This window comes from Pseudomonas sp. BYT-1 (assembly GCF_023611805.1).
Taxonomy (GTDB): Bacteria; Pseudomonadota; Gammaproteobacteria; order Pseudomonadales; family Pseudomonadaceae; genus Aquipseudomonas; species Aquipseudomonas guariconensis.
Window position 1 is genome coordinate 2,558,558 of sequence record NZ_CP072559.1, and the last position, 24,858, is coordinate 2,583,415.

Below are 24,858 nucleotides of genomic sequence, written 5' to 3' on the forward strand. Positions count from 1 at the left end.
CTCCTGTTGTTCTTGTAATCCGCAGCTCATGGGTAGGCGACGTAGACGTCGGTGAGCAGGTCGGCGGGCTGTGGCTTGGGATCGGACTTGGCACGGCGCACGGCGTCTTCGATCAAATCCTCGACGCGGGCGTCGATGGCATCGAGCTGGTCGTGGGTGAGCAGGCCGGCGTGGGTGGTCTTGTTGCGAAACTGCAGCAGGCAGTCGCGTTGTTCGCGCAGGTTCTTCACCTCGTCCGGGGCACGGTAGGTCTGGGCGTCGCCTTCGAAGTGGCCGTAGTAGCGGCTGAGCTTGACCTCGATCAGCGACGGACCTTGCCCTGCGCGGGCGCGCTCGATGGCCGCCCCCGCGGCCTCGTACACGGCGAAGAAATCAAATCCATCGATGGTCACGCCGGGCATGCCGAAGCCGGCGGCGCGGTCGGCAATGTGATCGCACGCCACCGACCAGGTCGACGCGGTGGCCTCGGCGTAGCCATTGTTTTCGGCGACGAAGATGCAGGGCAGGTTCATGATCGAGGCCAGGTTCATCGCCTCGAACACCGCCCCTTCATTGGAGGCGCCATCGCCGAAGAAGGCCACCGACACGTCATCGCGGCCCTTGATCTTGGCTGCCAGGGCAGCGCCAGCCACCAGTGGAGCGCCGGCACCGACGATCCCATTGGCGCCGAGCATGCCTTTTTCCAGGTCGGCGATGTGCATCGAGCCGCCCTTGCCGCCACAGACCCCGGTCTTCTTGCCGTAGATCTCGGCCATCATGCCGTACACGTCCACGCCCTTGGCGATGCAATGGCCATGGCCGCGATGGGTCGAGGCGATGCAGTCGCTGTCGCGCAGGTGGGCCATGACCCCGGCAGCAGAGGCTTCTTCGCCGGCATAGAGGTGGACGAAGCCAGGAATCTCGCCGGTGGCGAACTCCACGTGCAGGCGTTCTTCGAAGGCACGGATGGTGCGCATCACTTCATAGGCATGCAGCAATTGTTCGGAACTGAGGTGAGTGGACATCTTGTTGTTCTCCAGGGTTGTCTCAACACGGGTGTGCAGCGAAGTGCCGGTGATCGCGAGGGACCTCCAGCAGGTGATGGCGGGCGGCGTAGGCCAGCACGGCCTCGACATCGACCGTGAGGGGGCCGTTGGCATCGAGGGTCACGGTGGGGGTGTCGTGGGGGGCGAATTCGATCTCGCGCTCGCCATCGAGCGCCAGGGTGCCGCTGGCGAGGGTCAAGGGGTAGGCGACGCCGGGCTCCAGCAGGCCGCAGGCGCTGATGCCGCACGCTTGCAGCAGGCCAGGGGCCAGGGGCGCGAGCAGGGCCTGTTCGCTGTCGGCGTCCAAGTGCACCCAGGCGCCATGCCGGTCCTGGCGCGACACCGGGCACCATAATCCGCACAGGGCCGAGAGACCGATGGCGTGGGGTTCGGCGAAGCAGGCAAACACCTCGGCCAGGTCATCGCTGCGGCTCAGGGCGCGGGCGCCGATGAAGCGCTGGGGCGATACGGCGACCTCCACCAGCGCCCACTCGCACAGGCCCTGTTCGGGGACGTGCACCAACAGACGCTTGTTGCGGCGCAGGCCGATTCCGGCCGGGACTCGTCCACTGGCTTGCAGCCCTCCGGCCAGGCCCGCGCTGGTGGCCTCGCGCAGCTCGGGGAAGGCATTGTTGGTGCCGGTGGACAAGGTCAGCAGGGGGACGTCACCGGCCTCGGTGGCCACCGCCTTGTGAGTGCCGTCACCGCCGAGCACGGCGATCATCGCCACGCCGCGCTCGACCATGCGGCGGGTGGCCAGGCGCGTATCGGCCACGGTCTGGGTGAGCGGCAGGTCGAGTACTTCCAGGGCGGGCCAGTGTTGGCTGCGGGCGATCGGGCCGGCGCTGGCCTTGAGTACGGCGGCGGCGATGCCGGTCATGTCGGTTGGCAGCAGTACCTGGGCGATGCCGGTGGCGCCGAAGGCGGCGAGCAGGCGCTGGATGGCCGAGGCCTTGTCGGTACTCGAATAAAGCCCGGCGTTGGCGGTCAGGCGGCGCAAGTCGCGGCCGGAGGCTGGGTTGGCGATGATGCCGATGGTCGGGGCAGGTTGCGGCATGGCGCACCTCGGTTTCTTGTTTGCCAGTGCTTGAGCAAGCGCAGTGCCAGGTTGGCCTGGCTCGCCTGTAAGGCCTGTGGCAGAGCGTCCTCATGTTTCTCTGGCCGCGATTGGCGCAGTGCCGGGCGAGACGCCGGGTGCCAGCCAGGCCCGGACGCAGGCGAGACGCTGAGACGCAGCGTCTCAGGTCGGCCGATGATCACGCAGCGCTTGTCGGGCACGGCTTGCAGGCGCTTAATGGCCGCACAACGACAAGAACATGAGAACCGGAGGCCCCAATGCTTGCCGCGAACTCCCGAGCCCATGTCGATTGCGTCAGCCGGGTGCTGAAGAACGCCGAGCGCCTGCCCCAGGCGCCGGTGCCGACGCTGATCCTCGACTCGTGGCGCCGCTCCATGGACCTGTACCGCCTTGATCCTGGATCCTTGCAGGGGCCGCGCATCCTGTCCCAGGCGGTGCTCAACGAGTGCCGTGAGCGTGCCGAGCTGTTCCTGCGCATTGCCAGCGACGCTGTGGCCCGCTTGCACGCGCAAGTGCGCGGTGCCGACTACTGTGTACTGCTCACCGACGCCCAAGGGCGCACCATCGACTATCGGGTCGAGTCGGCCATCCGCAACGACTGCCGCAAGGCCGGGCTGTACTTGGGCACGTGCTGGTCGGAAGGCGAAGAGGGCACCTGCGGGGTGGCGGCGGTGTTGACCAGCAAGGCGCCGATCACGGTGCACAAGCGCGATCACTTTCGCGCTGCGTTCATCGGCCTGACCTGCACGGCCGCGCCGGTGTTCGATCCGCAGGGGGAGTTGCTGGGCGTGGTGGATGTGTCTGCGTTGCAGTCACCGGACGACCGGCGCAGCCAGCACCTGATCCGCCAGTTGGTGGAGCAGACCGCACGCGAGATCGAAAACGCGTTTTTCATGCACAACGCCCAAGGCCACTGGGTGATGCGCGCCCACGGCACCCCCGGTTACGTGGAAAGCCAACCGGACTATCTGCTGGCCTGGGATGCCGATGGTCGCCTGCAGGCGATCAACAGCCTGGCTCGGCAGCGCCTGCTGGAGGGCCTTGGGCGGCTGCCGGTGCATATCGGTGAATTGTTCGACCTCGACCAACTGCGCGATGCCAGCGATGCCTGCGCCCAGCGCCTGCCTGGCTGGGGCGGGCTCTATGGCCGGGTGAGTGCACCCCAGCGCCGGGCCCGGCCAGCGGTGGTGCAGCCGGCCCAGGACACGCGCATCGAGCAGCACCTGCGCTTGGCCACGCGGGTGAAGGACTGCAACCTGGCCGTGCTGGTGCAAGGCGAGACCGGTGTGGGCAAAGAAGTCTTCGCCCGCCAGGTGCACCAGCAAAGCCTGCGCCGTGAAGGGCCTTTCGTCACCCTCAACTGCGCGGCGATCCCGGAAAACCTCATCGAGAGCGAACTGTTCGGTTATGTGGCCGGGGCCTTTACCGGCGCGTCGAGCAAGGGCATGCAAGGCCTTTTGCAGCAGGCCGATGGCGGTACGCTGTTTCTCGACGAAATCGGCGACATGCCCTTGAACCTGCAGACGCGTCTGTTGCGGGTATTGGCCGAAGGTGAAGTGGCACCTTTGGGCGCGGCACGTCGCCAGCGGGTGGACATGCAGGTGATCTGCGCCACCCATCGGGATCTGGCTGCGATGGTGGCCGAGGGGCGTTTTCGCGAGGACCTGTACTTCCGCCTGGCCAATGCGCGCTTCGAGTTGCCACCGCTGCGCGAGCGGCACGACCGGTTGGGGTTGATTCATCGACTGTTGGCCGAGGAAGCCGCGGCCTGCGGCGTCGATGTGACACTGACGGACGCAGCGCTCGAAGCGCTGCTCACCTATCACTGGCCGGGCAACCTGCGCCAGTTGCGCCAGGTGCTGCGCTACGCCTGTGCGGTCTGCGATGGCGGGCAGGTGAGGCGCGAGGATCTGCCCGAAGCGGTGCGCGGCGTGGGTGCGACAGCTGCCGAGACGACCTGCGACCCTGCGCGCCAGTTGCTGCTCGATGCGTTGATTCGGCATCGCTGGAAACCGGCAGATGCGGCCAAGGCACTGGGCATCTCACGGGCGACCCTGTACCGGCGTGTACACGAGCACGGCATCGAGATGCCGAGGATGAAAGGCTGTTGAGGTATCGGTAGGCCTGTGCGCCATTCGCGGATGAACCTGCTCCTACCCGGTCAGCGCAGCCTCTGTGGGAGATTAGCCCTGGCGCAGTGTGTGGTGCTCGCTCCAATGCGATCTCGACGCATTACCCCCGAATCGGGGAATCGGCTGGGGAATCCTCCCCAGTCGGTTTTGAATGTCAGCTTAAGCCTTTGAAAAAACGATAAAAAATTTATGGCATGCCACTTGCTCCGGCTTTGCGCAGAACGTCTGTGTTTTCCGGAGGTGCAGCATGATGACCCCGTCGAAAGGCTCCGTCCTGACTTCACTGGCCCTGACCCTGCTGGGGTGGGGCGCGGTGAGCGAGGCTGCGGTGCAGTGCCAGCGCACGCTGGTGGCCAACGTAGTGGCACTGGATCAGCCGCTGATGTTCAACCGCCTGGGGGCACAGAATGCCAATGGAATGATCTTCGCCCTGCGCCAGGACGTGGTGGACGAACACCTGGTGCCGCTGAGCAACGGCGGGGCGGCGGTTCCCGGCAAGGTCACCTTGCGGCCGGACAAGCGTCCGCGGCCGATCGTGCTGCGGGTTGCGGCCGGTGACTGCCTGACAGTCAACCTGACTAACCTGCTGGCCTACCAGGCCAATCCCAACAAACATGGCTTCGATCCCGAAGACAACGTAGTCGAGGGCGAGCAAGCCCCGGAACTGGAAATCGAAAACCTCGAAGGGCCTGTGGCCGACGAGCAGGTCACCGACCGCTTCGTGGGCTTCCAGGTCAACGGTATGCAGGCGGTCAACGGCATCAGCGACATCGCCGCCAACACCGGTCGCAACGGTAACTTCCTGGTGGCACCGGGCAACACCCGCAGCTACACCCTCTATGCCGAGCGTGAAGGCGCGTTCGCCGCTACCAGCAAGGGCGCCACGTTCGGCGGCGAAGGCACGGCGGGCAATGTCTCCAACGGCCTGTTCGGCCAGGTGGTGGTGGTTCCCAAGAATGGGCGAACCTTTCGCAACACCCTGACCGAAGAGGAAATGCGCCTGGCCACCACCGGCCGCACCGCCACCGGCCAGCCGGTGATCGACTACAACGCCCGCTATCCCCAGGTCGAGCCATGGATCGCCGAAGGCAAGGCGGGCAAGCCGATCATCGCGATGGTCGATGGCAACGAGATCCTCAGCAGCGAAACCGACGCCATCGTCATGGGCCCCAACCAGGACGGTAGTTTCCCGCCCTCGACCTACCCGCTGGAGTCCATCGGCAAGCGCAACCCGGCGCTGCCCAACCGGCTGGAAGCCTTCCGCGACTTCGCCTCGCAGTTCGCCGATGAAGTGGCCGGTACCCAGGCCTTCCCCGGTTACTGGGCGGACCCGGTGATGGGGCATGTGCTGGAGCCGACCCGTGATTCGTTCATGATCAACTACGGCTCCGGCGGCATGGGCGCCGAGGTGATCGCCAACCGCCTGGGCGTAGGGCCGATGCATGACTGCCTGTCCTGCGCCTACGAGGAATTCTTCCTCAGTGCCCACACCGTGGGCGACGTCGGCACCTTGGTGGATGTCCCGGCCAACGTTGGCCTGGAGCACATCCGCCCCGGCGAGACGCCGCCGGCCAATGCGGTCGGGGTCAAGGCCACCATGGCCCTGTACCCCTCGGAGCCGGCCAACGTGCACCACAGCTACATCGGTGACTTCACCAAATTCCGCAATACCCACAATGGCCATGAGCAGCACATCTTCCACCTGCACGGCCACCAATGGCTGTTCAACCCCAACGACGACAACTCCGACTACATCGATGCCCAAGGCATCGGTGCCGGTGGCGGCTATACCTATGAAATCGCCAACGGGGGCTCGGGTAACCGCAACCGGGTGGCGGGCGATGCTATCTATCACTGCCACTTCTATCCGCATTTCGCCCAAGGCATGTGGGCTATGTGGCGGGTGCACGATGTATTCGAGCAGGGCACCCGCCTGGCCGTGAGCGGCGAAGGCGAAAATGGCTTCCATACCGTGCCTTTCGGCCTGCGCAGCGGCAAGCCGGCAGCAGGCGCGCGGGCGTTGCCGGATGGCGAGATCATTGCCGGCACGCCGATTCCGGCCATCGTGCCGCTACCCGGCAAGGCCATGGCGCCGATGCCTGGCAAGGTCACCGTGGTGCCGAAGCTGGCCGAGACCCTCGTGGCAGAGCAGGACGACGATGACGAACCTGAAGCGGGCGATGACGATCATCCGCAGGAAACCAACGCGCCGCGTGCCGTGGGGTCCCTGGCCCTGGTCGATCGCAGCGAGAGCAATCGCAACGCCGATGGCACCCTGAAGAACCCCGGCTATCCGTTCTGGGTCGGGGGCATGGAGAGCAGTGTCGGCCAACGTCCGCCGACCCCGCCGCTGGACATGCTCGACCCGGCCCTGGCCCGTCAGCTCAAGGACAGCGGCAAGGCCCTGTGGGCCAACCTCGACCCCAACCAGGTCGATGGCTGGAACGGTGGCCTGGGCCGCCATGCGCTGGACGGCGTCTCCGCAGGCGGCGAAGCCGAGATCACCACCACCAAGCTGGACTTCTCCAAGTCGGTGCAAAAGGCCAAGCCGATCTACCTGCCGGAAGAAGGCACCGACGTCGAACAGGCTGCCATGCAGTTCCATGCCAAGGCCGAGCATCCCAGCTATGCGCTGATGCTCGGCAGCGCGCCGGTACCGCGCAACTTCCGCACCAACGGTGCCTTGCCCACGGCCGGCGCTCCGTACTACGAGCCTTGCATGGATGACCGCGGCAAGCGCCTGACCCAGTCCTCAGGCGTGGGCGAGTTCATCAGCGGCGAAAGTCTGGGCGCCATGAGCTTCCGTGGCAGTTCCACCTTCACCGCCGACCGTCCGCGCATCTACAAGGGCGCCAACATCCAGTTCGACGCGGTGTACAACAAGGTCGGCTACCACTTCCCGCAGGCGCGCATCATCGCCCTGTGGGAGGACGCGTGGCCGGTGATTACCAAGCAGCGCCCACCGGAGCCGCTGGTGATGCGCATGAACACCTTCGATTGCACCATGTACCAGCACACGAACCTGATCCCGTCGTTCTACGAGATGGACGACTACCAGGTGCGCACCCCGACCGACGTGATCGGTCAGCACATCCACCTGCCCAAGTGGGACCTGACCGCTGCCGACGGCTCGGCCAACGGCTGGAACTATGAAGACGGCATCCTCTCGCCCGGCAGTGTGGTCGAACGTATACAGGCCATCCGCAGCTTCAACGGCTGCACCGAGGGCGATCCACGCGACGGCACCGACACCTGCCCGAAAGCCAAGCAACACCCGTACTTCGGGCGCTTCGGTCGGGCCGATTGGCTGGGCGCGCGTACCGCCATGCAGCGTTGGTTCGCCGACCCTTTGATCAACGTGCATAACGTCGACCGGGGCCTGGGCACCATCTTCACCCACGACCACCTTGGCCCATCGACCCACCAGCAACTGGGCCTGTACGCCACGGTGCTGGCCGAGCCTGCCGGCTCGACCTGGTACCACGCCGAAACGGGCGAAAAGCTGTACAACCCGGCCACACGCCAGGATGGCGGGCCGACCTCGTGGCAAGCGGTGATCCAGACCGGCGATCATGACGGTGACGGTAAGAATGACAGCTATCGCGAGTTCTTCCTGGAGTACAGCGACTTCCAGCATGCCTATGAAGCGGGCGTGTATGTGGGGGCAGGCCCGGACGGCAAGCCTGACGGCCAGGCTTATCCGGCCACGGCTGACAGCTTCCGCTACGCTATCAACCCGCCTGTGCGGCAGAAGGCCTCCAACCTGCTCGAAGCGATCGTCGAGTCGCGCGGCGGGCTGGCCCCAGGCTGCCCAAGCCGTCCGTGCCCGCAGGCGATCTCGGTGGATGACCCTGGCATGTTCGTCGTCAACTACCGCAACGAACCACTGGCCTTGCGCGTGTTCGACCCGAACAAGGTCGGCCCGGATGGCAAGCGCGGCATGCAGGCCGACGGCATGGCCGGCGACCTGGCCTACGCCATGCAAAGCCGCACCGACCGCGCCATCCCGGCGATGAACCTGGCACCCTCGGCGATCACCTCGGCGGTCGGGCCGACCGGCGGCACCACGCTGTTTCCGCCGCACATCAACCAGGGCACCGAGCCGGGCGACCCGTTCACCCCGATGCTGCGCACCTATTCGGGTGACAACGTGCGGCTGCGCATGCATGCCGGTGGTCATGAGGAGGAGCACAACATCACCCTGCACGGCGTGAAATGGCTGCAGAACGGCTCTGGCTTCGGCAACAGCTCCAACTCGGGCTGGAAGTCGTCGCAAATGATCGGAATTTCCGAGCAGCTGGGCTTCATGGCGCCGGTGTCGATGATCTCCAGTTCCGCCGCCACCAACGGTGACTACCTGTACTCCCTCGATGCGGCGCTTGAGGGTTACTGGAACGGCATCTGGGGCCTCATGCGCAACTACACGGCCCAGCGCGCGGACCTGTTCGCGCTGCCGAACAACCCGCAACCGGTGGCTATGCGCAACACCGTGGCGTTCGACGGCATCTGCCCGAAAACCACGGCCAACGCCAATGGCATCGGCAGCCGGCCGACGGTCAAGCGCAGCTATGAAGTGGTTGCGGCTTTGGCCAACGACATCCTGGAGAACCGCAACGGGGTCAGCATCGCCGACCCGGCCGGTATCGGCCAGCATGTCGGCGGCCCGCTCAAGGCCAACGGCGGCACGTTGGTGTTCAACAGCCGTCGGACCAGCATCCCACTGGTGTCTGGGGTCGATCCGGAAGATGGCGAGACCTTCACCATCGGTGGCCATGCCGCACCGCTGCATGACCCGACCGCGATCCTGTACGTGCGCAAGGCCGACCTGGATCCAACCACCGGCAAGCTCAAGGCTGGCGTCCCGGTGGAGCCGCTGGTGCTGCGCGCCAATTCCGGCGACTGCATCAGCATCACCCTGGAGAACCGCCTGCCGATGGTCATGCCGGATCTGGCCAGCACCGCGGTCATGCATGGGGTGGTCAAGCGCGATCGCAACGCCAGCGAAGGCTCCACCGCGTTCAACAACAACCAGATGCGGCCATCGAGCCACGTGGGCCTGCACGCCCAGCTGCTGGCCTACGACATCACCAAGTCCGACGGTGCCAACGTTGGCCTGAACCCGGTGCAGACCGTACCGCCACGCGTGGGCACCAGTGGCGCCTACCCCAGCAAGGTGTACCAGTTCTATGCCGGGCACCTGGAGCGCGAAGGCAAACCGGTGCTGCAGTTGGGCCGCACGGTGGACAACATCAACACCACGGCCATCGAGTTCGGCGGCCTCAACCTGACCCCGGCGGATGTGATCAAGCAGCCGCAGAAAGGTCTGGTCGGCGCCATGAGCATCCTGCCCCAAAGCGCGACCTGGACCGAGGACACTGCCAGCCGTGCCCAGGCCACCGTCAAGGTCACTGGCCAGCCGGACTACCGCGACTTCGTCACGGTGTGGCAACGCTCGCTGAACATGCGCTGGGCCGATGGCCGGCCAGTGGAGGGCATCAACACCGAGGGCAATGGCGCAGCGGGCGACCCGCAGGACAACGGCAACATGGCCGTCAACTACAAGACCGAGCCTTTGTGGCTGCGCTTTGGCATGGCGCCTGACTCGCCGTTCGGCCGTGCCGATGGCTTGGGCTTTGGCGATGTGCCCAACGCCCATATGGCCTACAGCAACGATCTGGTCGGTGGCGACCCGCAGACCCCGGTGCTCTGGGCCAAGCCCGGCCAGCCGCTGCGCAACCACATCCTCATGCCCAGCGGTGGCAGCCGCGGCATGATCTACCAGCTCGATGGGCACCTGTGGCCACTGCACGCTCACCAGGCGGAGAAGAGCGACGTCAATGGCTACCCCATGGGGCTGCCTGGCATCGGCTCGGTGCGCTTTGGCTACAACCCGATGGCGATGTACATCGGCGCCCAGGAAAGCGTGCTGCCGGCCGCGCACTTCAGCTTCATGCTGCCCAGCGCAGGCGGCGCCAACGGCGTGCCGGGCGACTACCTGTTCCGCGACTACGGGGCCTACGGCAACCTTTCCGGGCTGTGGGGGATTTTGCGGGTCACCAATGAAGCCCCGCCGGCCACCGCCCCGGCACAATGAGAAGAGGGGGAGCGCGCATGAACAAGAAGACTCGTCCCGCCTACCTGGGGTTGATGGTGGGGTTGACATTGATCGGCCTGGGTCTGGCCTACGACAAGCTGTGGTGCGACCCGCGCGAGCTGCTGCAGGAGCAGGCCGATCCCCAGGGCCTGCACCGGCTCAGCCGGGACGGCGTGACCGTGGAGTTCGAGGCGCGCCCCCTCGATGGCGGCGAACTGCGCGAGGGCAACTTCGCCAACATCCGCTTCAAGGTCAGCGACCAGACCAGCGGCCAGCCGCTCTCGGGGATGGCCCCTGGCGCCTGGCTGGACCCGGCCCAGTCGGCGCCGCCCGGCGATCGCCAGAGCGGCTGCAAGGCGCGGGTGGCGCTGTTTCTCAAGAGCAGCATCGGCGCGCGGCCCTTGCTGGATCTGAACAGCTACTTCCTGCTGGTCCTGAACAAGGATGCCAGCCTCACGGTCATCGACCCCACCGTTTCGGTGGGCGGGGTCACCAGCACGCTGGCGCGCATCGACCTGCCGGGCCGGCCGATGGACTGGGTGGCCACCGGCGATGACCGGCAGGTGTTCGTGTCCATGCCCGAGCGCAACCAGGTGGCGGTGATCGACACCGAGACCTTCACCCGCGTGGCCACCCTTGAGGCGGGCGAGCAGCCGCTGCGGGTGGCCTTGCAGCCGGACCAACGCCGGCTGTGGGTGGGCAACAACAGCGACGATCCGGCCAAGGGTGGGGTGACGGTAATCGATGTGCCCAGCCGCACCATGCTCAAGACCTTCGCCACCGGCTCCGGGCATCACGAGATCGCCTTTAGCAGCGACTCACGCTACGCCTTCGTCAGCAACCGCGATGCCGGCACCCTGAGCATCATCGACATCGCCGACATGCGCCTGGCCAAGACCCTGCCGGTGGGCCCCCATCCGCTGTCGGTGGCCTATTCGGCGCTGTCCCAGGCGGTGTACGTGGCCGATGGCAAGGAAGGCACGGTGCGGGTGATCGACGCCCGCAGCCACCAGCTGCGCAACACCGTCAAGGCTGAGCAGGGCCTGGGGCCGATGCGTTTCAGCGAGGACGGTCGCTACGGCATCGTGCTCAACACCCTGGAAAACCAGGCCCTGGTGATCGACGCCAGCAACGATCAATTGATTCACCGCCTCCCGGTCGCGGCCGAGCCGTACCAGCTGACCTTCACCAAGGGCTATGCCTACGTGCGCGGCCTGGCCTCGCCGAAAGTCAGCATGATCAACTTGGCCAGCCTGGGGGCCGGGCGTGAGCCGATCATCCAGGGGTTCGAGGCCGGCCCCGCCGCGCCACGCCAGGCAGGCGACTTGCCGTTGGCACAGGGGCTGACCGTGGCCCGCGACGACAACTCGGTGTTCGTGGTCAACCCGGTGGACAACACCACGTACTTCTACGCCGAGGGCATGAACGCCCCGATGTCGGGCTACAACAACCGTGGGCACCAGGCCCGCGCGGCGATCGTGGTCGACCGCAGCCTGCGCGAAATCGCCCCGGGGGTATACGGCTCGACGGTGAAACTGCCGGCGGCAGGCACCTTCGACGTGGCGTTCCTGCTCAACCAGCCGCAGATCATCCACTGCTTCAGCACCCAGGTCTCGGCAGCGCCGGACGCGGTCAAGCGCAAAGGTGTGCATGCCGAATTCCTGGGTAACGAGCAGCCTGCATTGCAAAACACTGCCTATATCGCCCGCGTGCGCATCCTCGGGGACGACGGTGAGCCACGCCTGGGCCTGCGTGACCTGAGCCTGCGCTACTTCCTGGCGCCTTCGTCGATGCCGCGCAGCCTGCCGCTGCAAGAGATGGGGGATGGTGTTTACCAAGGATCGCTGCAACTGGCCGAGACGGGCGCCTGGTACCTGCACGTGCAGTCGCCGACCTTGGGCCGCAAGTTCGCCGAAGAGAACTACACCAGTCTGCGCGTCCTGCCGGCCGCCGTACCTACCGCTTCCCACGTGGAACCCAGGAGTGTGAGATGAACGCCAAGCTCGCCTGCAATCTGCTTGTCCTGAGCCTGCTGCTCGGAGGCGAGCACGTCCTGGCCCACGCCGGGCATGACCACAGCGGCCATGCCGAGCAACCGCCGGCAGCCCGTCAGGAGAAGGCCAGCGTGCGCTTTGCCGACGTGTCGTTGCTCGACCAGAACGGCATGCCGGTGCGCCTGGAGAAGGACCTGGTGGGCGACCGCCTGGTGGTCATGGGCTTCATCTACACCCGTTGCACCACGGTCTGCCCGGTGGTCTCGTCGATCATGTCCAAGGTCCAGCAGCAGTTGGGTGGACGTGTGGGCGAGGAGATCCAGCTGGTATCGATCAGCGTCGACCCCCAGCGCGATGATTCCAAGCGCCTACTTGGCTACGCCAAGGCATTCCAGCGTGGCCCGGGGTGGAGCTGGTTGACTGGCTCGTCGTATGCCATCACCGAGACGCTCAAGGGCCTGGGCAGCTTCAGTGCCGACCTGAGCCAGCATCCACCATTGATCCTGGTCGGTGACGGGCGCAGCGGCCATTGGACCCGCTACTACGGCTTTACCGATCCGGCCGTGCTGATCAGCGAAATCAACCGCCTCAGCGCTCGCCGTGTGCACGCCAAGAGCACCGCCATCGCCGGTGGGCCGGACAGCCAGGAGGTGCAGCCATGAGCAGCTCGACGATTCGCCGCGTCGGCATGCGGGGCCTGGATTGGCTGACCCTGGTCGGCTGCCTGTGGATCCTCGCTTCGGTGGCCGTGGCCCATGACGGCGGCCATGACGGCCAAGCGCCGAGCGCGCCCCAGCCACAGCCCGCGCCCCAAGCGATGAGCAGCGGTGGCGGCACCCGCGATGCGCAGACCTGGTTCACCGACACCGTGCTCAAGGACCAGAACGGGCGTGAGCTGCGCTTCTACAGCGATGTGCTCAAGGACAAGGTGGTGATGCTCAACGTCATCTTCACCCACTGCAACGACGCCTGCCCCCTGATCACCCGCAAGCTGCGCGAGGTACGCGAAGCCATGGGCCCTGAGCTGGCCGGGCAGGTCACCTTCGTGTCCATCAGCAGCGATCCGCTCAACGACACCCCCGAGGCGCTCAAGGCCTTTGCCCAGAAACAAGGCGTGGATGGACCGAACTGGCTGTTCCTGACTGGGGACAAGGCCAATGTCGACCTGGTGCTGGGGCGTCTCGGGCAGTTCCTGCCCAGCCCCGAGCAGCACTCTACCCAGTTGATCGCCGGCGACGTGGCCGGCAAACGTTGGAGCAAGATCCGGCCCGACGCACCGCCCGTTGCCATCGCCCAGCGCATGCAACTGCTGGCCCAGCCCCTGGCGGGACGGTGAGTGCCATGCGCCTTCTGCCCCTGGTGGTGTGGCTCGGCCTGTTCGCGAGCCACACGGCGCTGGCCTTGGACCTGACCGAGCAGGAGCAGGCGGGCAAGCGCTTGTACCGCGAAGGGGTGTCCAGCAGCGACGCGCAGTTGATGGCCCGGGTGGGCGCCAGCGACATCAGTGTGCCGGCCAGTGTGCTGCCGTGTGCCAGTTGCCATGGCAACGATGGCCGTGGCCGCGCCGAAGGCGGGGTACGCCCGCCGAGCCTGGATTGGCAGCGCCTGGCGTTGGGGCAGGGCGAGCGTGAGGCCAATGGCCGACGCTACCCGGCCTATGCCGAAGCAACGCTGGCGCGTGCCGTCGGGCAAGGCATCGACCCTGCAGGCAACCGCCTGGACCCGGCCATGCCACGTTTCGAACTGACCCTGTCCGACCAGCGCAACCTCACCGCCTACCTCAAGCGCCTGGGCCAGGAACGCGACCCAGGCGTGGAAGAGCACATCCTGCGTCTGGGCACCTTGCTGCCGGCCAGCGGGCCGCTGGCCGAGGCGGGCAGGGTGGTGCGCGCAGTGCTGGAGGACGGCCTGGCGCAACTCAACCAGCAGGGCGGGCTGCACGGTCGGCGGCTGGAGCTGGTGGTGCTAGACCCGGGTCATACGCCCGCCAGCGCCGAACAGGCCCTCGAGCGTTTGCTCGACGACGCGCAGGTCTTCGCCCTCATCGCGCCGTTGGCGCCGATGCTCGACGCGCGTCTGGGCAGCGCACTCGAACAACGTGGCGTGCCGCTGGTCGGCAGCTCCCCTGGCAGTGTCGGCAGTGCGCAGATCTTCGATCCGTTGCCAAGCCTGCCCGAGCAATTGCAGAGCCTGGCCGGTTTCGCCCGTGACCGCCTGGGCGTGGGGCCTGACGGGCTGCGGGTGATCTATGCCGGCAGCGAGCAGGCGGCACCTGCCGAGGCGCTGCGCCAGCGACTGCTCGCCGCCGGCTGGACCCCGGGGCCGGTGCAAGTCTTCGCGGGGCAGGCGGTGGAGGGCGAGGGCGTCGTCTTCCTGGGGCGCGCCCAGGCGTTCGGCGAGTTGGCGCAGGCACAGCAGGCCGCAGGCCGCAAACCCTACCTGTTCGCGGCCTCGAGCCAGGTCGCAGGTGCCCTGGCGGGGTTGTCTGCCGACTGGTCGCAGCGGCTGTTCCTGGCCTATCCCTTCACGCCCCAGGACTGGACCGAGCAAGGGCGGGCCGCGCTCAACGGGCTGCGTCAGCGCCAAGGGCTCGATGGTCGCCAGGCGGCGTTGCAGGTCAGCACCCGCTGCGCGCTGCTGCTGATGGCCGAGGCCCTTAGACAGGTAGGGCGGGACGCTAGCCGGGAGCAGTTGGTGCGAGCCCTGGAGGGGCTGCATGACCTGGACACCGGCCTCACGCCGGCGCTGGGATTCGGCCCCGGCCGGCGTCAGGGCCTTGCCGGTGCCCACGTGGTGGCGGTGACGCTGCCTGGCCCGCAGTTCCAGACTGTCGCTGCGTACAAGCCACTGCCGCTTACCCCTTGAAGGAGGTCGTCATGCGCATCGTGTTGCTGTGTCTGCTGCTGGGGTTCGCGCCGTTGGGTCAGGCGGACGTCGCCGTGGCGAGGGTCAATGGCGTCGAGATCAGCAGCATGCGCCTTGAGCGCTACTTTGCCGAATACCTCCAGGATCAAGGTCGACCGGTCGCCAGCATACGCAGCCCGAGCCTGTACAAGCGCTTGCGCGACCAGGCCCTGGACGAGCTGATCGACAAGGAGCTGCTGTGGCAGGAGGCCCAGCGCCGTGGCGTGGTCGTCAGCGAGGAGAGCGTATCGGCCCGTCTCGCTGAGCTGGAGCGGGCCTTCGGCAGCGCTGCGGTGTTCGAGCAACGTCTTGCCGAGGCCGGCTTCGATAGGACTGAGTACGCCGACTACACTCGTCACGAGATGGCCGCGCAGCAACTGTACGCCCAGATGACCGCCACCGATGAGCCCACCCCAGAGCAGGTCGAAGCCTTCTATCAGGCAAACAGGGAAAGATTGCAACGGATGCAGAACCAAAGTACCAATACCTTAGTCGAACGAGAGCAGGGTCTGGCCTTGGCCAGGCTCGCGCTCGTGGACGAAATGCAGGCCCAGGCCCGCCAGTCGGTGCGTAAGCGCTTGCGCGAAGGTGCGAAGGTCGAGCTTGCCGACTGAATGTGAGAGGCCGCTTGCACATTGCGCTGCCACGGGCTTGCCCGGCAGGGGGTTTTCCCCAATGCTGGGGGTAAGCGATCGGGCAAAGTGCCATCAACTTCCCCGCAAGTGGGGGAGCCGGTCCTCGCCTGGATTGGGTGATACCGCAAAATCAACGACTTACAGTGGTGCGACATGACTATTCACGCCTGGCACGAAGGATGCTCAAGCCTGTACAAGGCCGAACTCCAGAGTCCGGGCAACCGGGAAGTTCTTGGGAGTCGACCTTGGTGAACAGAGTATTGGTAGTCGATGACGAACAGACCCTTGCGCAGAACCTGCAGGCCTACCTGCAAGCGCAAGGCCTGGAAGTCCATGTCGCCCACGACGGTATCAGTGGCATTGCCCAGGCACAGGTCCTGGCACCGGATGTGATCGTACTGGATTACCGCTTGCCCGATATGGAGGGGTTCGAGGTCCTGGAGACCGTGCGCAGGAGCATGCAGTGCCATTTCGTGCTGATCACCGCCCACCCGACCGCCGAAGTCCGTGAGCGGGCCGCGGCACTCGGTGTCACCCATGTCCTGTTCAAGCCGTTCCCATTGGCGGAACTGGCCCGCGCAGTCGCCGACCTGACCGGCCCACAGCACCAGACTCGGACAGCGGACACACAGGCCGAGGGGTTCGTCGAACGACGCCAGAACAGGAACCAGACGTTCCCCCTGCAGATGTACGATGGCAGCTGGGTACTGGCCGACCGCCGACGCAACGGCGTGAAACCGCCCACACCTGACGACGAACTGCTCACCGGGGAATAGCGGCGCCCGCGGCCACCCCGGCAACCCCGAGCCAGCCTGCGACGCGCCCCTGAGCGGAGTCGCAGGCCATGTCAGACGTCGTCGATACAGCCCAAGCACCCCAGCCTGTACAGGGTCATTCGCGGGTAGACCCGCTCCCACAGGATCTCCATTGCCTCCAGGCGCGCGCTGAGCCTGTGGGCGATGCACCACGGATTGGTGCCTACCCCCGCGAACTGCTGGCCCAGGCCCGCCTGCAAGCCGGTGACGAACGCCTGCTCAGCTGCCTGGCGCGCCTTGCCGGCGACGACGCCGCCACCTTCACCCAACGCCTGGGCGCCACCCTCCATTACCCCGTACTCGACAGCCAGGCACTGTTCGCCAGCACGCCGCTGTTCGAGCAGGTCAGCTTGGCACAGTGCCTCAAACGCGAGTTCATCCTGGTCCAGCACCAAGGCCAGGCCGTCGGCGTGTTCGCCGACCCCTTCGACAATACCCGCCTGGCCTGGATCGACGATTGCCTGCAGGGCGCGCCGCTGTACCTGGCCCATGCCGCCGACATCGCCGCCTTCCTGGCCCGCCAGGAGGAGAGTTTCCATGCCGTCGACGCCCTGGAGCACGATGCCGAGCCCGGCACCGAGACCGATCCGCTGCAGCGTCTGTCGCTGACCAGCATCAGCGAGGACCAGAGCAAGGTGGTCAAGCTGGTCAACTCGACCCTCTACGACGCCCTCAAGCAGCATGCCAGCGACATCCACCTGAGCATGACCGGCCAGGGGCTGACCATCAAATACCGCATCGACGGTGTGCTCAACGGTGCCGGCAAAGCCAGTGGCAGTGCCTTCGCCGACCAAGTGATCTCGCGTATCAAGGTCATGGCCGAGCTGGACATCGGCGAAAAGCGCGTGCCCCAGGATGGCCGCTTCAAGGTCGCGGTGGGCGAGCGTCAAATCGACTTCCGCGTCTCGATCATGCCGAGCATCTTCGGCGAAGACGCCGTGCTGCGGGTACTGGACAAACAGGACCTGTCCGACCGGGTCAGCGGGGTGCAGTTGCAGGCCCTGGGCTTTGCCGACCACACCCTGGTGGCCCTGCGCCGCCTGGCCGCCGAGCCCTACGGCATGATCCTGGTGACCGGCCCCACCGGCAGCGGCAAGACCACCACGCTCTACGCGATGATCAGCGAGATCAACCACGGCGTGGACAAGATCATCACCATCGAAGACCCAGTCGAGTATCAATTGCCGGGTGTGCTGCAGATTCCAGTCAACGAGAAGAAGGGGCTGACCTTCGCCCGGGGGCTGCGCTCGATCCTGCGTCATGACCCGGACAAGATCCTGGTCGGCGAGATCCGCGACCCGGACACCGCCCAGATCGCCGTGCAATCGGCCCTGACCGGGCACCTGGTGTTCACCACCATCCACGCCAACAACGTCTTCGATGTGATCGGCCGCTTCAGCCAGATGCAGGTCGACCCCTACAGTTTCGTCTCGGCGCTCAACGCCGTGCTGGCCCAGCGCCTGATTCGCCTGGCCTGCCCGCATTGCGCGGTCCACGCCGAGCCGGATGACGAAACCCTGGCCGCCTCGGGGCTCACCCGTGAAGGCGTGGCTGGATGGACCTTCGTTCGCGCCCAGGGCTGCGGCCAGTGCCGTGGCAGTGGTTACCGCGGACGCAGCGCCATCGCCGAATTGCTCCACCTGGATGACGACCTGCGGCAGATGATCGTCGAGCGCCGGCCCCTGTCGCAGATCAAGTCGCTGGCTTGCCAGCGGGGTCTGCGTCTGCTGCGCGCCTCTGCCCTGGACCTGGTCCGCGAGGGCCGTACCACGCTTGAGGAGATCAACCGTGTCACATTTATCGCTTGATCGCTATTGCGCCGTGCTCGGCGCCGAGGGTGTCGGCCTGGGTCGCTGGCACGCCAACCAACATCAGTGGCTGGGCAGCCGCGCCTTCACCTGCGATCCCGCCCAACCGGCCTGGGCACCGGCACTCGAGGCCCTGGGCGAATTGCTCGCCGAACATGCGCCACGGCGGGCCCAGTTGCGGGTGCTGCTGTCGGCGCGCTACAGCCGCTTCTGCCTGGTGCCCTGGAGCGACGCCATCGGTCATCCGCGTGAGCTGGACGCCTACGCCCGGGCCTGCTTCGAGAACCTCTACGGTCAGTCGCTGGACGACTGGCGCATCGTGCTCTCGCCGGAGCCGGCAGGGGCTTCGCGCATCGCCACGGCCTTGCCCGAAGCACTGCTGCAGGCTCTGCAGGCACTGGGCCGGGAAAGCCGCCTGAGCCTGCGCTCGGTCCAGCCTTATCTGATGGCCGCCTATAACCGCTGCTCGGCGCAACTGGAGGAGGGCGATTTTCTTTTCGTGCTCGCCGAGCCACGGCGCAGTGTGCTGCTGCTGGCCGCTGGGGGGGCCTGGCAACAGGTATTGGCCCAGGGCTGCGCCGACAACGACCAGGCGCTGCAGGCGCTGATCGAGCGCACCTGTGAGCTGTACGGCGAGCACCTGCCCAGGGTCTACCTGCATGCGCCGGGGCGAGGGGATGTGCCGCGGTTGTCCGCCGTGCAACTGTGCCAGCCGGCAGGCGACAGCGATCCGCTGTGCGCCATGTGGCGGGCGGTGGCTTGACATGCGCCGCCTCGATCTGGAATTCCAGCCAGCCCCCGGCAGCCCGATCGCCTGGTCGCTGTTGACCCTGGGATGCGCCGTACTCGCAGCGATGCTGCTGATCGAGCAGCACTTGCAGGACGAACAGGCGGACCTTCAGGCCCGGGTCCATCTGCTCGAGCAGCAGCTGGGACGCCGCCCGGTCAGCGCCGCCCCCCTGAGCAGCGCCGCCAGCCGCGAGCAGGCCGAACAACTGGCGCAGATGCGCAGCGTCTCCCAGCAACTGCAACGGCCCTGGCAGCAACTGTTCGCCATGCTCGAGGGCATGCCCCAGGAAGACGTGGCACTGCTGAGCCTGACTCCCGATGCGCGCAAAGGCCAAGTCCGTATCGCTGCCGAAGCCCGCAACCTGGAAGCCATGCTCCAGTACCACCAGCGCCTGGAGCGCAGCGAGGAGCTGCGCGATGTCTCGCTGCTCAACCATGAGGTGGTGACCGGCCAGCCTGAGCATCCGGTGCGCTTCAACCTGACCGCGACCTGGGAGACCGGCCATGCACGTCCCTAGTCTGATTCTCCATGAGCGCCTTGCACGCCTGGGCCGTGTCGGGTGCGCCGCAGTCGCCGTCGGCACCCTGGCGCTGTTGGTCGGGGTCACCTGGGTGCTGCCGCAATGGCAGGCCGTGCGGGAACTGCGGGCCAGCGAGGCGGACGCGGCGGTGCAGGTGCAACGGGTCAAGCGCGGCGAGCTCAAGGTGGCGCTTCAGCCTGAGCAGCAGGCGCTGGACAGTCTGCGCCAGCAACTGCCTGGACAACCCCAGGCCAGTGAGCTGATCGAGCGCCTGTATCACCTGGCCAGCGCCGAGCGCATCAGCCTGGCGCGTGGCGAGTACGCCCTGGGCGTCGACCCGAAAACCCAGCTGGCGCGCTACCAGATCGTGCTGCCAGTGCGCGGCAGCTATCCGCAGATCCGCGGTTTTCTCCAGGCGCTGCTCGGCCAGGTACCGACTTTGGTGCTCGAGGACCTGGAGCTGCAGCGCAAACGCATCGGTGAGCGCGAGCTCAACGGTCGTCTGCGCATGACCCTTTACCTGTCGAGGTCGTGATGAACACTCAACGCGCGGTGATGTGGGTCGGCTTCCTCGGGCTTTCAGGCGCTCTGGCCTGGGCGCCAGGGCACTGGTTCGGCGAGCAAGACGGTGTCGAGCCCTTCGCGGGTAAGCCCGCGCCCACGACAACCAGCGCCCGCACAGCACCTGTGGCAGCGGATTTGCCCGCGATAGGAAAAGCAAAGGCCTCGACAGACCTGTTCCCGGCCCAGCAATGGACCGCGCCAAAAACCATGGCCACCGTCACCGAGCAACCCGTTGCCCCGGCGCCGGTGGTGGAGGCCGCACCCACCGCCCCGGTGTTGCCTTTCCAGTTCGTAGGCCGCCTGGGGGATCGCGACGACCTGCAGGTGTTCCTGCAGAACGGCGAGAAACTCTATGTCGTGCGCCAGGGCGATGTCATCGAACACACCTACCGCCTCGACCGGATCTCGGCCACCGAGCTGGACCTGGTCTACCTGCCTTTGCACCAGTCACAGACATTGTCTGTCGGGAGCGCACCATGAAGCCTTCGAAGTTGTGCAAGCCTGCTCCGTTCATGATGCTGGCTTTGTGCGTGGCCCTGGCGGGCTGCGGCTCCAGCGGTACGCGCAAGGACAGCGCCGAGCTGATGAAGGAGGGCCAGTACGAGGCGGGCATCGCCATGCTGGAAGACGCGCTGCGTGAAGACCCGCGCGATACCGAGCTGAACATCGCTCTGGCCCATGGTCGCCAGCAGGCTGTCGAAGTGCTGCTGACCCAGTCCGACGCCGACCGCATCCGCCATGACTTCGCCAGTGCACGCATGGGCTATGGCCGGGTCCTGACCATCGAGCCGAACAACCGTCGCGCCCAGGAAGGCATTCGCCAACTGGAGCTGGTGCGCAACCTCGACGAACGTGTGGCCATGGGCCAGGCCGCGCTGCGCCAGGGCGATCTATTCGGTGCCGAACGCTACATGCGCGATGTGCTGCGCCTGGATCCGCAGAACCAGAAGGGCATTGCGCTGCGCAGCGACATCGAAAACGTTCAGGCGCGCACCGCGCAGCCGTTCCCGCAGTTGCGCAGCAAGCTGGAGCGGCCGGTGACCCTGGAGTTCCGCGACGCCAATCTCAAGACCATCTTCGAGGTGCTGTCCCAGGTCGCCGGGATCAACTTCATCTTCGACAAAGACCTGCGCCCGGACATGAAAGCCACCATCTTCGTGCGCGATGTGCGCATCGAAGACGCCGTGGCCCTGCTGCTGGAGCAGAACCAACTGCACCAGAAGATCGTCAACGACAACACCTTGCTGATCTACCCCGATTCCCCGCAGAAGACCAAGGACTACCAGGAACTGGTCATGCGCACCTTCTATCTGACCAGCATCGACGCCAACACCGCGTTGAACATGGTCAAGACCATGCTCAAGACCCGTGATGTGTTCGTCGATGAACGCCTGAACACCCTGACCATGCGCGATACACCCGATGCCATCCGCATGGCCGAGAAGCTCTTGCAGTCCCAGGACCAGTCCAACCCGGAGGTGGTGCTGGAGGTGGAAGTGATGGAGGTGGCCCGGTCACGCATCCTCGACCTGGGCCTGCAGTGGCCCAGTACCTTCGGTGTGCTCAACGACGAGGGCAACCCGGTCAGCGTGCTCGACCAGCTGCGCGGCATCGACTCCAGCCGCATCAGCATCGCCCCGGCGCCCCAGGCCAAGATCAACGCCGCCGACAAGGACATCAACACCTTGGCCAGCCCAGTGATCCGCGTCAGCAACCGTGAGCAAGCGCGCATCCACATCGGCCAGCGGGTGCCGATCATCAGCGCCACTTCGGTGCCGTCGACCCAAGGCCCGGTGATCACTGAAAGTGTCACCTACCTGGATGTAGGTCTGAAACTCGAAGTGCAGCCCACCGTGCACCTGAACAACGAAGTGGCGATCAAGGTGGCCCTGGAAGTGAGCAACGCCACCCCGCTGGAGCCGACTCGCCAGGGCACCATCCCGGTCCAGGTCGATACCCGCAACGCCCAGACCAGCCTGCGCTTGCATGATGGCGAGACTCAGGTACTGGCGGGCCTGGTACGCAACGACCTGACCTCCAGTGGTAACAAGATCCCCGGCCTGGGTGACATCCCCGGCCTGGGGCGGCTGTTCGGCAGCAACCGCGACGACAAGAGCAAATCCGAGCTGGTGCTGGCGATCACCCCGCGCATCGTGCGCAACCTGCCGTACCAGAGTCCGTCGGACATGGAGTTCGCCACGGGTACCGAGTCGAGCCTGCAGGTCCGTCAGCAGATGATGGCCCCTGTCGTGCAGCCTGAGGCCGAGCCGACCCAGGGCACGGTCGCCACCGTCCCGGCCGCGATCACCACCCCAGTGGGCCCACGGCCATGAAACGCCAGCAGCGGGGGTTCAGCCTCATCGAAGTGGTGGTGACCCTGGCACTGCTCGGGTTGCTCGCCAGCATGGCCGCGCCCTTGACCGAAACCGTGGTGCGCCGGGGCAAGGAGCAACAGCTGCGCGAAGCGCTGTATCAGATTCGCGACGCCATCGACGCCTACAAACGTGCCTTCGATGCCGGCTACATCGAGAAGCGCCTGGACAGCAGTGGCTACCCGCCGAGCCTGGAGGTGCTGGTCGAAGGGGTGCGCGACGTGCGCAGTGCCAAAGGGGCGAAGTTCTACTTCCTGCGGCGCATCCCCCATGACCCGTTGGTGGCAGCCAAGCGTGAGGACGAAGGGGGCTGGGGGCTGCGTGCCTACGACAGCAGCGCCGACAATCCGCGTGATGGCAAGGACGTCTTCGATGTGTACTCCAAGGCCAGCGGCATTGGCCTGAACGGCATCCCTTACGGGCAATGGTGACGGTCATGAAACGCAACCGTGGCTTTACCCTCATCGAACTGCTGGTGGTCATGGCGATCATCGCCACCCTGATGACCATCGCCTTGCCGCGCTATTTCAACAGCCTGGAGGCCTCCCGCGAGGCCACGCTGCGCCAGAGCCTGGCCGTGCTGCGCGAGGCCCTGGACCATTACTACGGCGACACCGGCCATTACCCCGAGTCCTTGGAGCAACTGGTGGAGCAGCGCTACCTGCGCAACACCCCGGTGGACCCGATCACCGAGCGCAGCGATGCCTGGCAACTGGTGCCGCCGCCGGAGGGCGTGACGGGCGGGGTGGCCGATATCAAAAGCGGTGCAACCGGGAGGGCGCGTGATGGCAGCCTCTATGCCGAATGGTAAGGCCTGCGCGGGCTTCACCTACTTGGGCGTGCTGTTTCTGATCGCGGTCAGCAGCATGGCCCTGGCCGCCACCGGCACCCTGTGGGCCACGGCCGCCCAGCGCGAACACGAGCGCCAGCTGCTGTGGATCGGTGGCCAGTACGCCCAGGCGCTGCGCAGCTACTACCGTGCATCGCCTGGCCTGGCCCAGTACCCGCAGGCGCTGGAAGAGCTGCTGGAGGACAACCGGTTCCCATCGCCCCAGCGGCACATCCGCCGCTTGTACCCCGACCCGATCACCAACGGCGAAGATTGGGGCCTGCTGCGTTCGGAGGACGGGCGGATCACCGGCATTCACAGCCGTTCGGATGCCACGCCACTCAAACGCAGCGGGTTCGATGCCCAGTGGTCCGGTTTCGAGGGGCTCGAGCACTACAGCGACTGGCAATTCGTCGCCGAGCAGCCGTTCGCCGAGGGTAGCGGCGCAGCCCGTACCCACAGCGGCCCAGGAGATACGCCATGAAGCCGCTCGCTGCCCTGTGCTGCCTGTGCCTGCTGCTTGCCTTGCCTGGCACCCCGGCCCGTGCTGACGCCGAGGACGAGATGAAGGGGTTCATCGTCGACAACACCATCTCGCACATCGGCCATGACTTCTACAACGACTTCACCGACCGCCTGCGCGCCACGAGCCGCCTGGATTTCAACCTGGTGGTGCGCGAACGCCCCGACGCCCGTTGGGGCAGCCTGGTGACGGTGGAGTACGAACGCGAGGTGTTGTACCGGCGCTTCCTGCCGCCCAATACCACGCAACTCAAAGACGAGGCCGTCGCGGCGGCGGACCTGGTCAAGCAGCAGATCATCCAGCGCAAGCTGCAACGGCTGCTGCAGGACACCACTGATCTGGAGAGGGACGAGCTATGAGCAACCACATTTCCCGGTGCGTCGCCGTCTGCCTGCTGGCCGGCGCCTTTGCCGGTCACACCCAGGCCACGGAGCTTGTGTACACCCCGGTCAATCCGGCGTTCGGCGGCAACCCGCTCAACGGCACCTGGCTTTTGAACAACGCCCAGGCGCAGAACGACCATGACGACCCAGACCTCAAGGACCGCGCCTCGGCCTTCGCCGGCACCTCGGCCTTGGAGCGCTTCAGCAACCAGCTCGAGTCGCGGTTGTTGTCCCAGTTGCTGGACAACATCAACGACGGCAAGACCGGCAGCCTCTCTACGGATTCGTTCCTGATCGATGTGATCGACGACTCCGGGGCCCTCAGCATCAAGGTCACCGACCGTGCGACAGGGGAAGTCTCGATCATCGAGGTCAGCGGCCTGAACCCCTGA

The 24,858-nt window shown here is 66.2% G+C and carries 21 protein-coding genes; 19 read left to right on the forward strand and 2 right to left on the reverse strand.

Features of this window, described 5'->3' with window-relative positions:
* Window positions 1–26: 26 nt before the first annotated feature.
* Both J5X93_RS11755 and J5X93_RS11760 read right to left on the reverse strand, forming a co-directional pair.
* The gene (locus J5X93_RS11755) at window positions 27–1,004 is read right to left on the reverse strand and encodes a thiamine pyrophosphate-dependent dehydrogenase E1 component subunit alpha (RefSeq protein WP_043215900.1); all 978 of its coding nucleotides are present in this window, start codon (window positions 1,002–1,004) and stop codon (window positions 27–29) included.
* Between the two features lie 22 nt (window positions 1,005–1,026).
* Entirely contained in the window at window positions 1,027–2,082 is a 1,056-nt protein-coding gene (locus J5X93_RS11760; RefSeq protein WP_182940891.1) for an ATP-NAD kinase family protein, read from the reverse strand.
* A 278-nt stretch (window positions 2,083–2,360) separates the two neighbouring features.
* Here J5X93_RS11760 and J5X93_RS11765 point away from each other — a divergent pair, with 278 nt between their 5' ends.
* From J5X93_RS11765 to J5X93_RS11855, 19 genes are all read left to right on the forward strand, one after another.
* On the forward strand, window positions 2,361–4,214 hold the full coding sequence (locus tag J5X93_RS11765; RefSeq protein WP_090342603.1) for a sigma-54-dependent Fis family transcriptional regulator: 1,854 nt from the start codon (window positions 2,361–2,363) through the stop codon (window positions 4,212–4,214).
* A 268-nt stretch (window positions 4,215–4,482) separates the two neighbouring features.
* Window positions 4,483–10,329 carry a manganese-oxidizing multicopper oxidase MnxG gene (gene mnxG, locus J5X93_RS11770; protein ID WP_043215047.1) on the forward strand — a complete coding sequence of 1,949 codons (5,847 nt, stop codon included), beginning with the start codon at window positions 4,483–4,485 and terminating at the stop codon, window positions 10,327–10,329.
* A gap of 17 nt (window positions 10,330–10,346) precedes the next feature.
* The gene (locus tag J5X93_RS11775) at window positions 10,347–12,323 is read left to right on the forward strand and encodes a cytochrome D1 domain-containing protein (protein WP_182940888.1); all 1,977 of its coding nucleotides are present in this window, start codon (window positions 10,347–10,349) and stop codon (window positions 12,321–12,323) included.
* Window positions 12,320–12,985 carry an SCO family protein gene (locus J5X93_RS11780; protein ID WP_182940885.1) on the forward strand — a complete coding sequence of 222 codons (666 nt, stop codon included), beginning with the start codon at window positions 12,320–12,322 and terminating at the stop codon, window positions 12,983–12,985. The genes J5X93_RS11775 and J5X93_RS11780 overlap by 4 nt, the downstream gene beginning before the upstream one ends.
* Window positions 12,982–13,659 carry an SCO family protein gene (locus J5X93_RS11785; RefSeq protein ID WP_090342611.1) on the forward strand — a complete coding sequence of 226 codons (678 nt, stop codon included), beginning with the start codon at window positions 12,982–12,984 and terminating at the stop codon, window positions 13,657–13,659. The genes J5X93_RS11780 and J5X93_RS11785 overlap by 4 nt, the downstream gene beginning before the upstream one ends.
* 5 nt (window positions 13,660–13,664) lie before the next feature.
* Entirely contained in the window at window positions 13,665–15,188 is a 1,524-nt protein-coding gene (locus J5X93_RS11790) for an ABC transporter substrate-binding protein (protein ID WP_090342614.1), read from the forward strand.
* 11 nt (window positions 15,189–15,199) lie between these two features.
* A complete protein-coding gene (locus tag J5X93_RS11795; protein ID WP_043215036.1) occupies window positions 15,200–15,841 on the forward strand; it encodes a SurA N-terminal domain-containing protein in 642 nt (213 codons plus the stop codon).
* Between the two features lie 266 nt (window positions 15,842–16,107).
* A complete protein-coding gene (locus J5X93_RS11800) occupies window positions 16,108–16,638 on the forward strand; it encodes a response regulator (protein ID WP_043215034.1) in 531 nt (176 codons plus the stop codon).
* 68 nt (window positions 16,639–16,706) lie between these two features.
* Window positions 16,707–18,485, forward strand: coding sequence for a GspE/PulE family protein (locus J5X93_RS11805; RefSeq protein WP_232092023.1), 1,779 nt, complete (start codon window positions 16,707–16,709; stop codon window positions 18,483–18,485).
* The gene (locus J5X93_RS11810) at window positions 18,466–19,248 is read left to right on the forward strand and encodes a hypothetical protein (protein WP_182940882.1); all 783 of its coding nucleotides are present in this window, start codon (window positions 18,466–18,468) and stop codon (window positions 19,246–19,248) included. Before J5X93_RS11805 ends, J5X93_RS11810 begins: the two co-directional genes overlap by 20 nt.
* A 1-nt stretch (window position 19,249) precedes the next feature.
* Entirely contained in the window at window positions 19,250–19,792 is a 543-nt protein-coding gene (locus J5X93_RS11815; protein WP_043215025.1) for a PilN family protein, read from the forward strand.
* On the forward strand, window positions 19,779–20,330 hold the full coding sequence (locus J5X93_RS11820) for a GspMb/PilO family protein (protein WP_182940879.1): 552 nt from the start codon (window positions 19,779–19,781) through the stop codon (window positions 20,328–20,330). The genes J5X93_RS11815 and J5X93_RS11820 overlap by 14 nt, the downstream gene beginning before the upstream one ends.
* Window positions 20,330–20,839 (forward strand): hypothetical protein, encoded by a 510-nt coding sequence (locus tag J5X93_RS11825; protein WP_090342625.1) that lies wholly within the window; start codon window positions 20,330–20,332, stop codon window positions 20,837–20,839. The genes J5X93_RS11820 and J5X93_RS11825 overlap by 1 nt, the downstream gene beginning before the upstream one ends.
* Window positions 20,836–22,692 (forward strand): secretin GspD/PilQ domain-containing protein, encoded by a 1,857-nt coding sequence (locus J5X93_RS11830; protein WP_182940876.1) that lies wholly within the window; start codon window positions 20,836–20,838, stop codon window positions 22,690–22,692. Before J5X93_RS11825 ends, J5X93_RS11830 begins: the two co-directional genes overlap by 4 nt.
* On the forward strand, window positions 22,689–23,162 hold the full coding sequence (locus J5X93_RS11835; RefSeq protein ID WP_070575883.1) for a type II secretion system protein: 474 nt from the start codon (window positions 22,689–22,691) through the stop codon (window positions 23,160–23,162). The genes J5X93_RS11830 and J5X93_RS11835 overlap by 4 nt, the downstream gene beginning before the upstream one ends.
* Window positions 23,163–23,167: 5 nt before the next feature.
* A complete protein-coding gene (locus tag J5X93_RS11840; protein WP_043214435.1) occupies window positions 23,168–23,542 on the forward strand; it encodes a type II secretion system protein in 375 nt (124 codons plus the stop codon).
* The gene (locus tag J5X93_RS11845; RefSeq protein WP_043214439.1) at window positions 23,517–24,044 is read left to right on the forward strand and encodes a type II secretion system protein; all 528 of its coding nucleotides are present in this window, start codon (window positions 23,517–23,519) and stop codon (window positions 24,042–24,044) included. The genes J5X93_RS11840 and J5X93_RS11845 overlap by 26 nt, the downstream gene beginning before the upstream one ends.
* Window positions 24,041–24,442: a curli production assembly/transport protein CsgE gene (gene csgE / locus J5X93_RS11850; protein WP_043214441.1), complete on the forward strand. Its 402-nt coding sequence runs from the start codon at window positions 24,041–24,043 to the stop codon at window positions 24,440–24,442. The genes J5X93_RS11845 and csgE overlap by 4 nt, the downstream gene beginning before the upstream one ends.
* Window positions 24,439–24,858: a curli assembly protein CsgF gene (locus J5X93_RS11855; RefSeq protein WP_043214444.1), complete on the forward strand. Its 420-nt coding sequence runs from the start codon at window positions 24,439–24,441 to the stop codon at window positions 24,856–24,858. The genes csgE and J5X93_RS11855 overlap by 4 nt, the downstream gene beginning before the upstream one ends.

Coding starts and splice junctions, on each gene's coding strand:
- J5X93_RS11805 (WP_232092023.1), top strand. CDS start 16,707: ATGTCAGACGTCGTCGATACAGCCCAAGCACCCCAGCCTGTACAGGGT.
- J5X93_RS11765 (WP_090342603.1), top strand. CDS start 2,361: ATGCTTGCCGCGAACTCCCGAGCCCATGTCGATTGCGTCAGCCGGGTG.
- csgE (WP_043214441.1), top strand. CDS start 24,041: ATGAAGCCGCTCGCTGCCCTGTGCTGCCTGTGCCTGCTGCTTGCCTTG.
- J5X93_RS11795 (WP_043215036.1), top strand. CDS start 15,200: ATGCGCATCGTGTTGCTGTGTCTGCTGCTGGGGTTCGCGCCGTTGGGT.
- J5X93_RS11820 (WP_182940879.1), top strand. CDS start 19,779: ATGCACGTCCCTAGTCTGATTCTCCATGAGCGCCTTGCACGCCTGGGC.
- J5X93_RS11835 (WP_070575883.1), top strand. CDS start 22,689: ATGAAACGCCAGCAGCGGGGGTTCAGCCTCATCGAAGTGGTGGTGACC.
- J5X93_RS11760 (WP_182940891.1), bottom strand. CDS start 2,082: ATGCCGCAACCTGCCCCGACCATCGGCATCATCGCCAACCCAGCCTCC.
- J5X93_RS11790 (WP_090342614.1), top strand. CDS start 13,665: ATGCGCCTTCTGCCCCTGGTGGTGTGGCTCGGCCTGTTCGCGAGCCAC.
- J5X93_RS11845 (WP_043214439.1), top strand. CDS start 23,517: ATGGCAGCCTCTATGCCGAATGGTAAGGCCTGCGCGGGCTTCACCTAC.
- J5X93_RS11780 (WP_182940885.1), top strand. CDS start 12,320: ATGAACGCCAAGCTCGCCTGCAATCTGCTTGTCCTGAGCCTGCTGCTC.
- mnxG (WP_043215047.1), top strand. CDS start 4,483: ATGATGACCCCGTCGAAAGGCTCCGTCCTGACTTCACTGGCCCTGACC.
- J5X93_RS11855 (WP_043214444.1), top strand. CDS start 24,439: ATGAGCAACCACATTTCCCGGTGCGTCGCCGTCTGCCTGCTGGCCGGC.
- J5X93_RS11815 (WP_043215025.1), top strand. CDS start 19,250: ATGCGCCGCCTCGATCTGGAATTCCAGCCAGCCCCCGGCAGCCCGATC.
- J5X93_RS11755 (WP_043215900.1), bottom strand. CDS start 1,004: ATGTCCACTCACCTCAGTTCCGAACAATTGCTGCATGCCTATGAAGTG.
- J5X93_RS11830 (WP_182940876.1), top strand. CDS start 20,836: ATGAAGCCTTCGAAGTTGTGCAAGCCTGCTCCGTTCATGATGCTGGCT.
- J5X93_RS11785 (WP_090342611.1), top strand. CDS start 12,982: ATGAGCAGCTCGACGATTCGCCGCGTCGGCATGCGGGGCCTGGATTGG.
- J5X93_RS11775 (WP_182940888.1), top strand. CDS start 10,347: ATGAACAAGAAGACTCGTCCCGCCTACCTGGGGTTGATGGTGGGGTTG.
- J5X93_RS11825 (WP_090342625.1), top strand. CDS start 20,330: ATGAACACTCAACGCGCGGTGATGTGGGTCGGCTTCCTCGGGCTTTCA.
- J5X93_RS11840 (WP_043214435.1), top strand. CDS start 23,168: ATGAAACGCAACCGTGGCTTTACCCTCATCGAACTGCTGGTGGTCATG.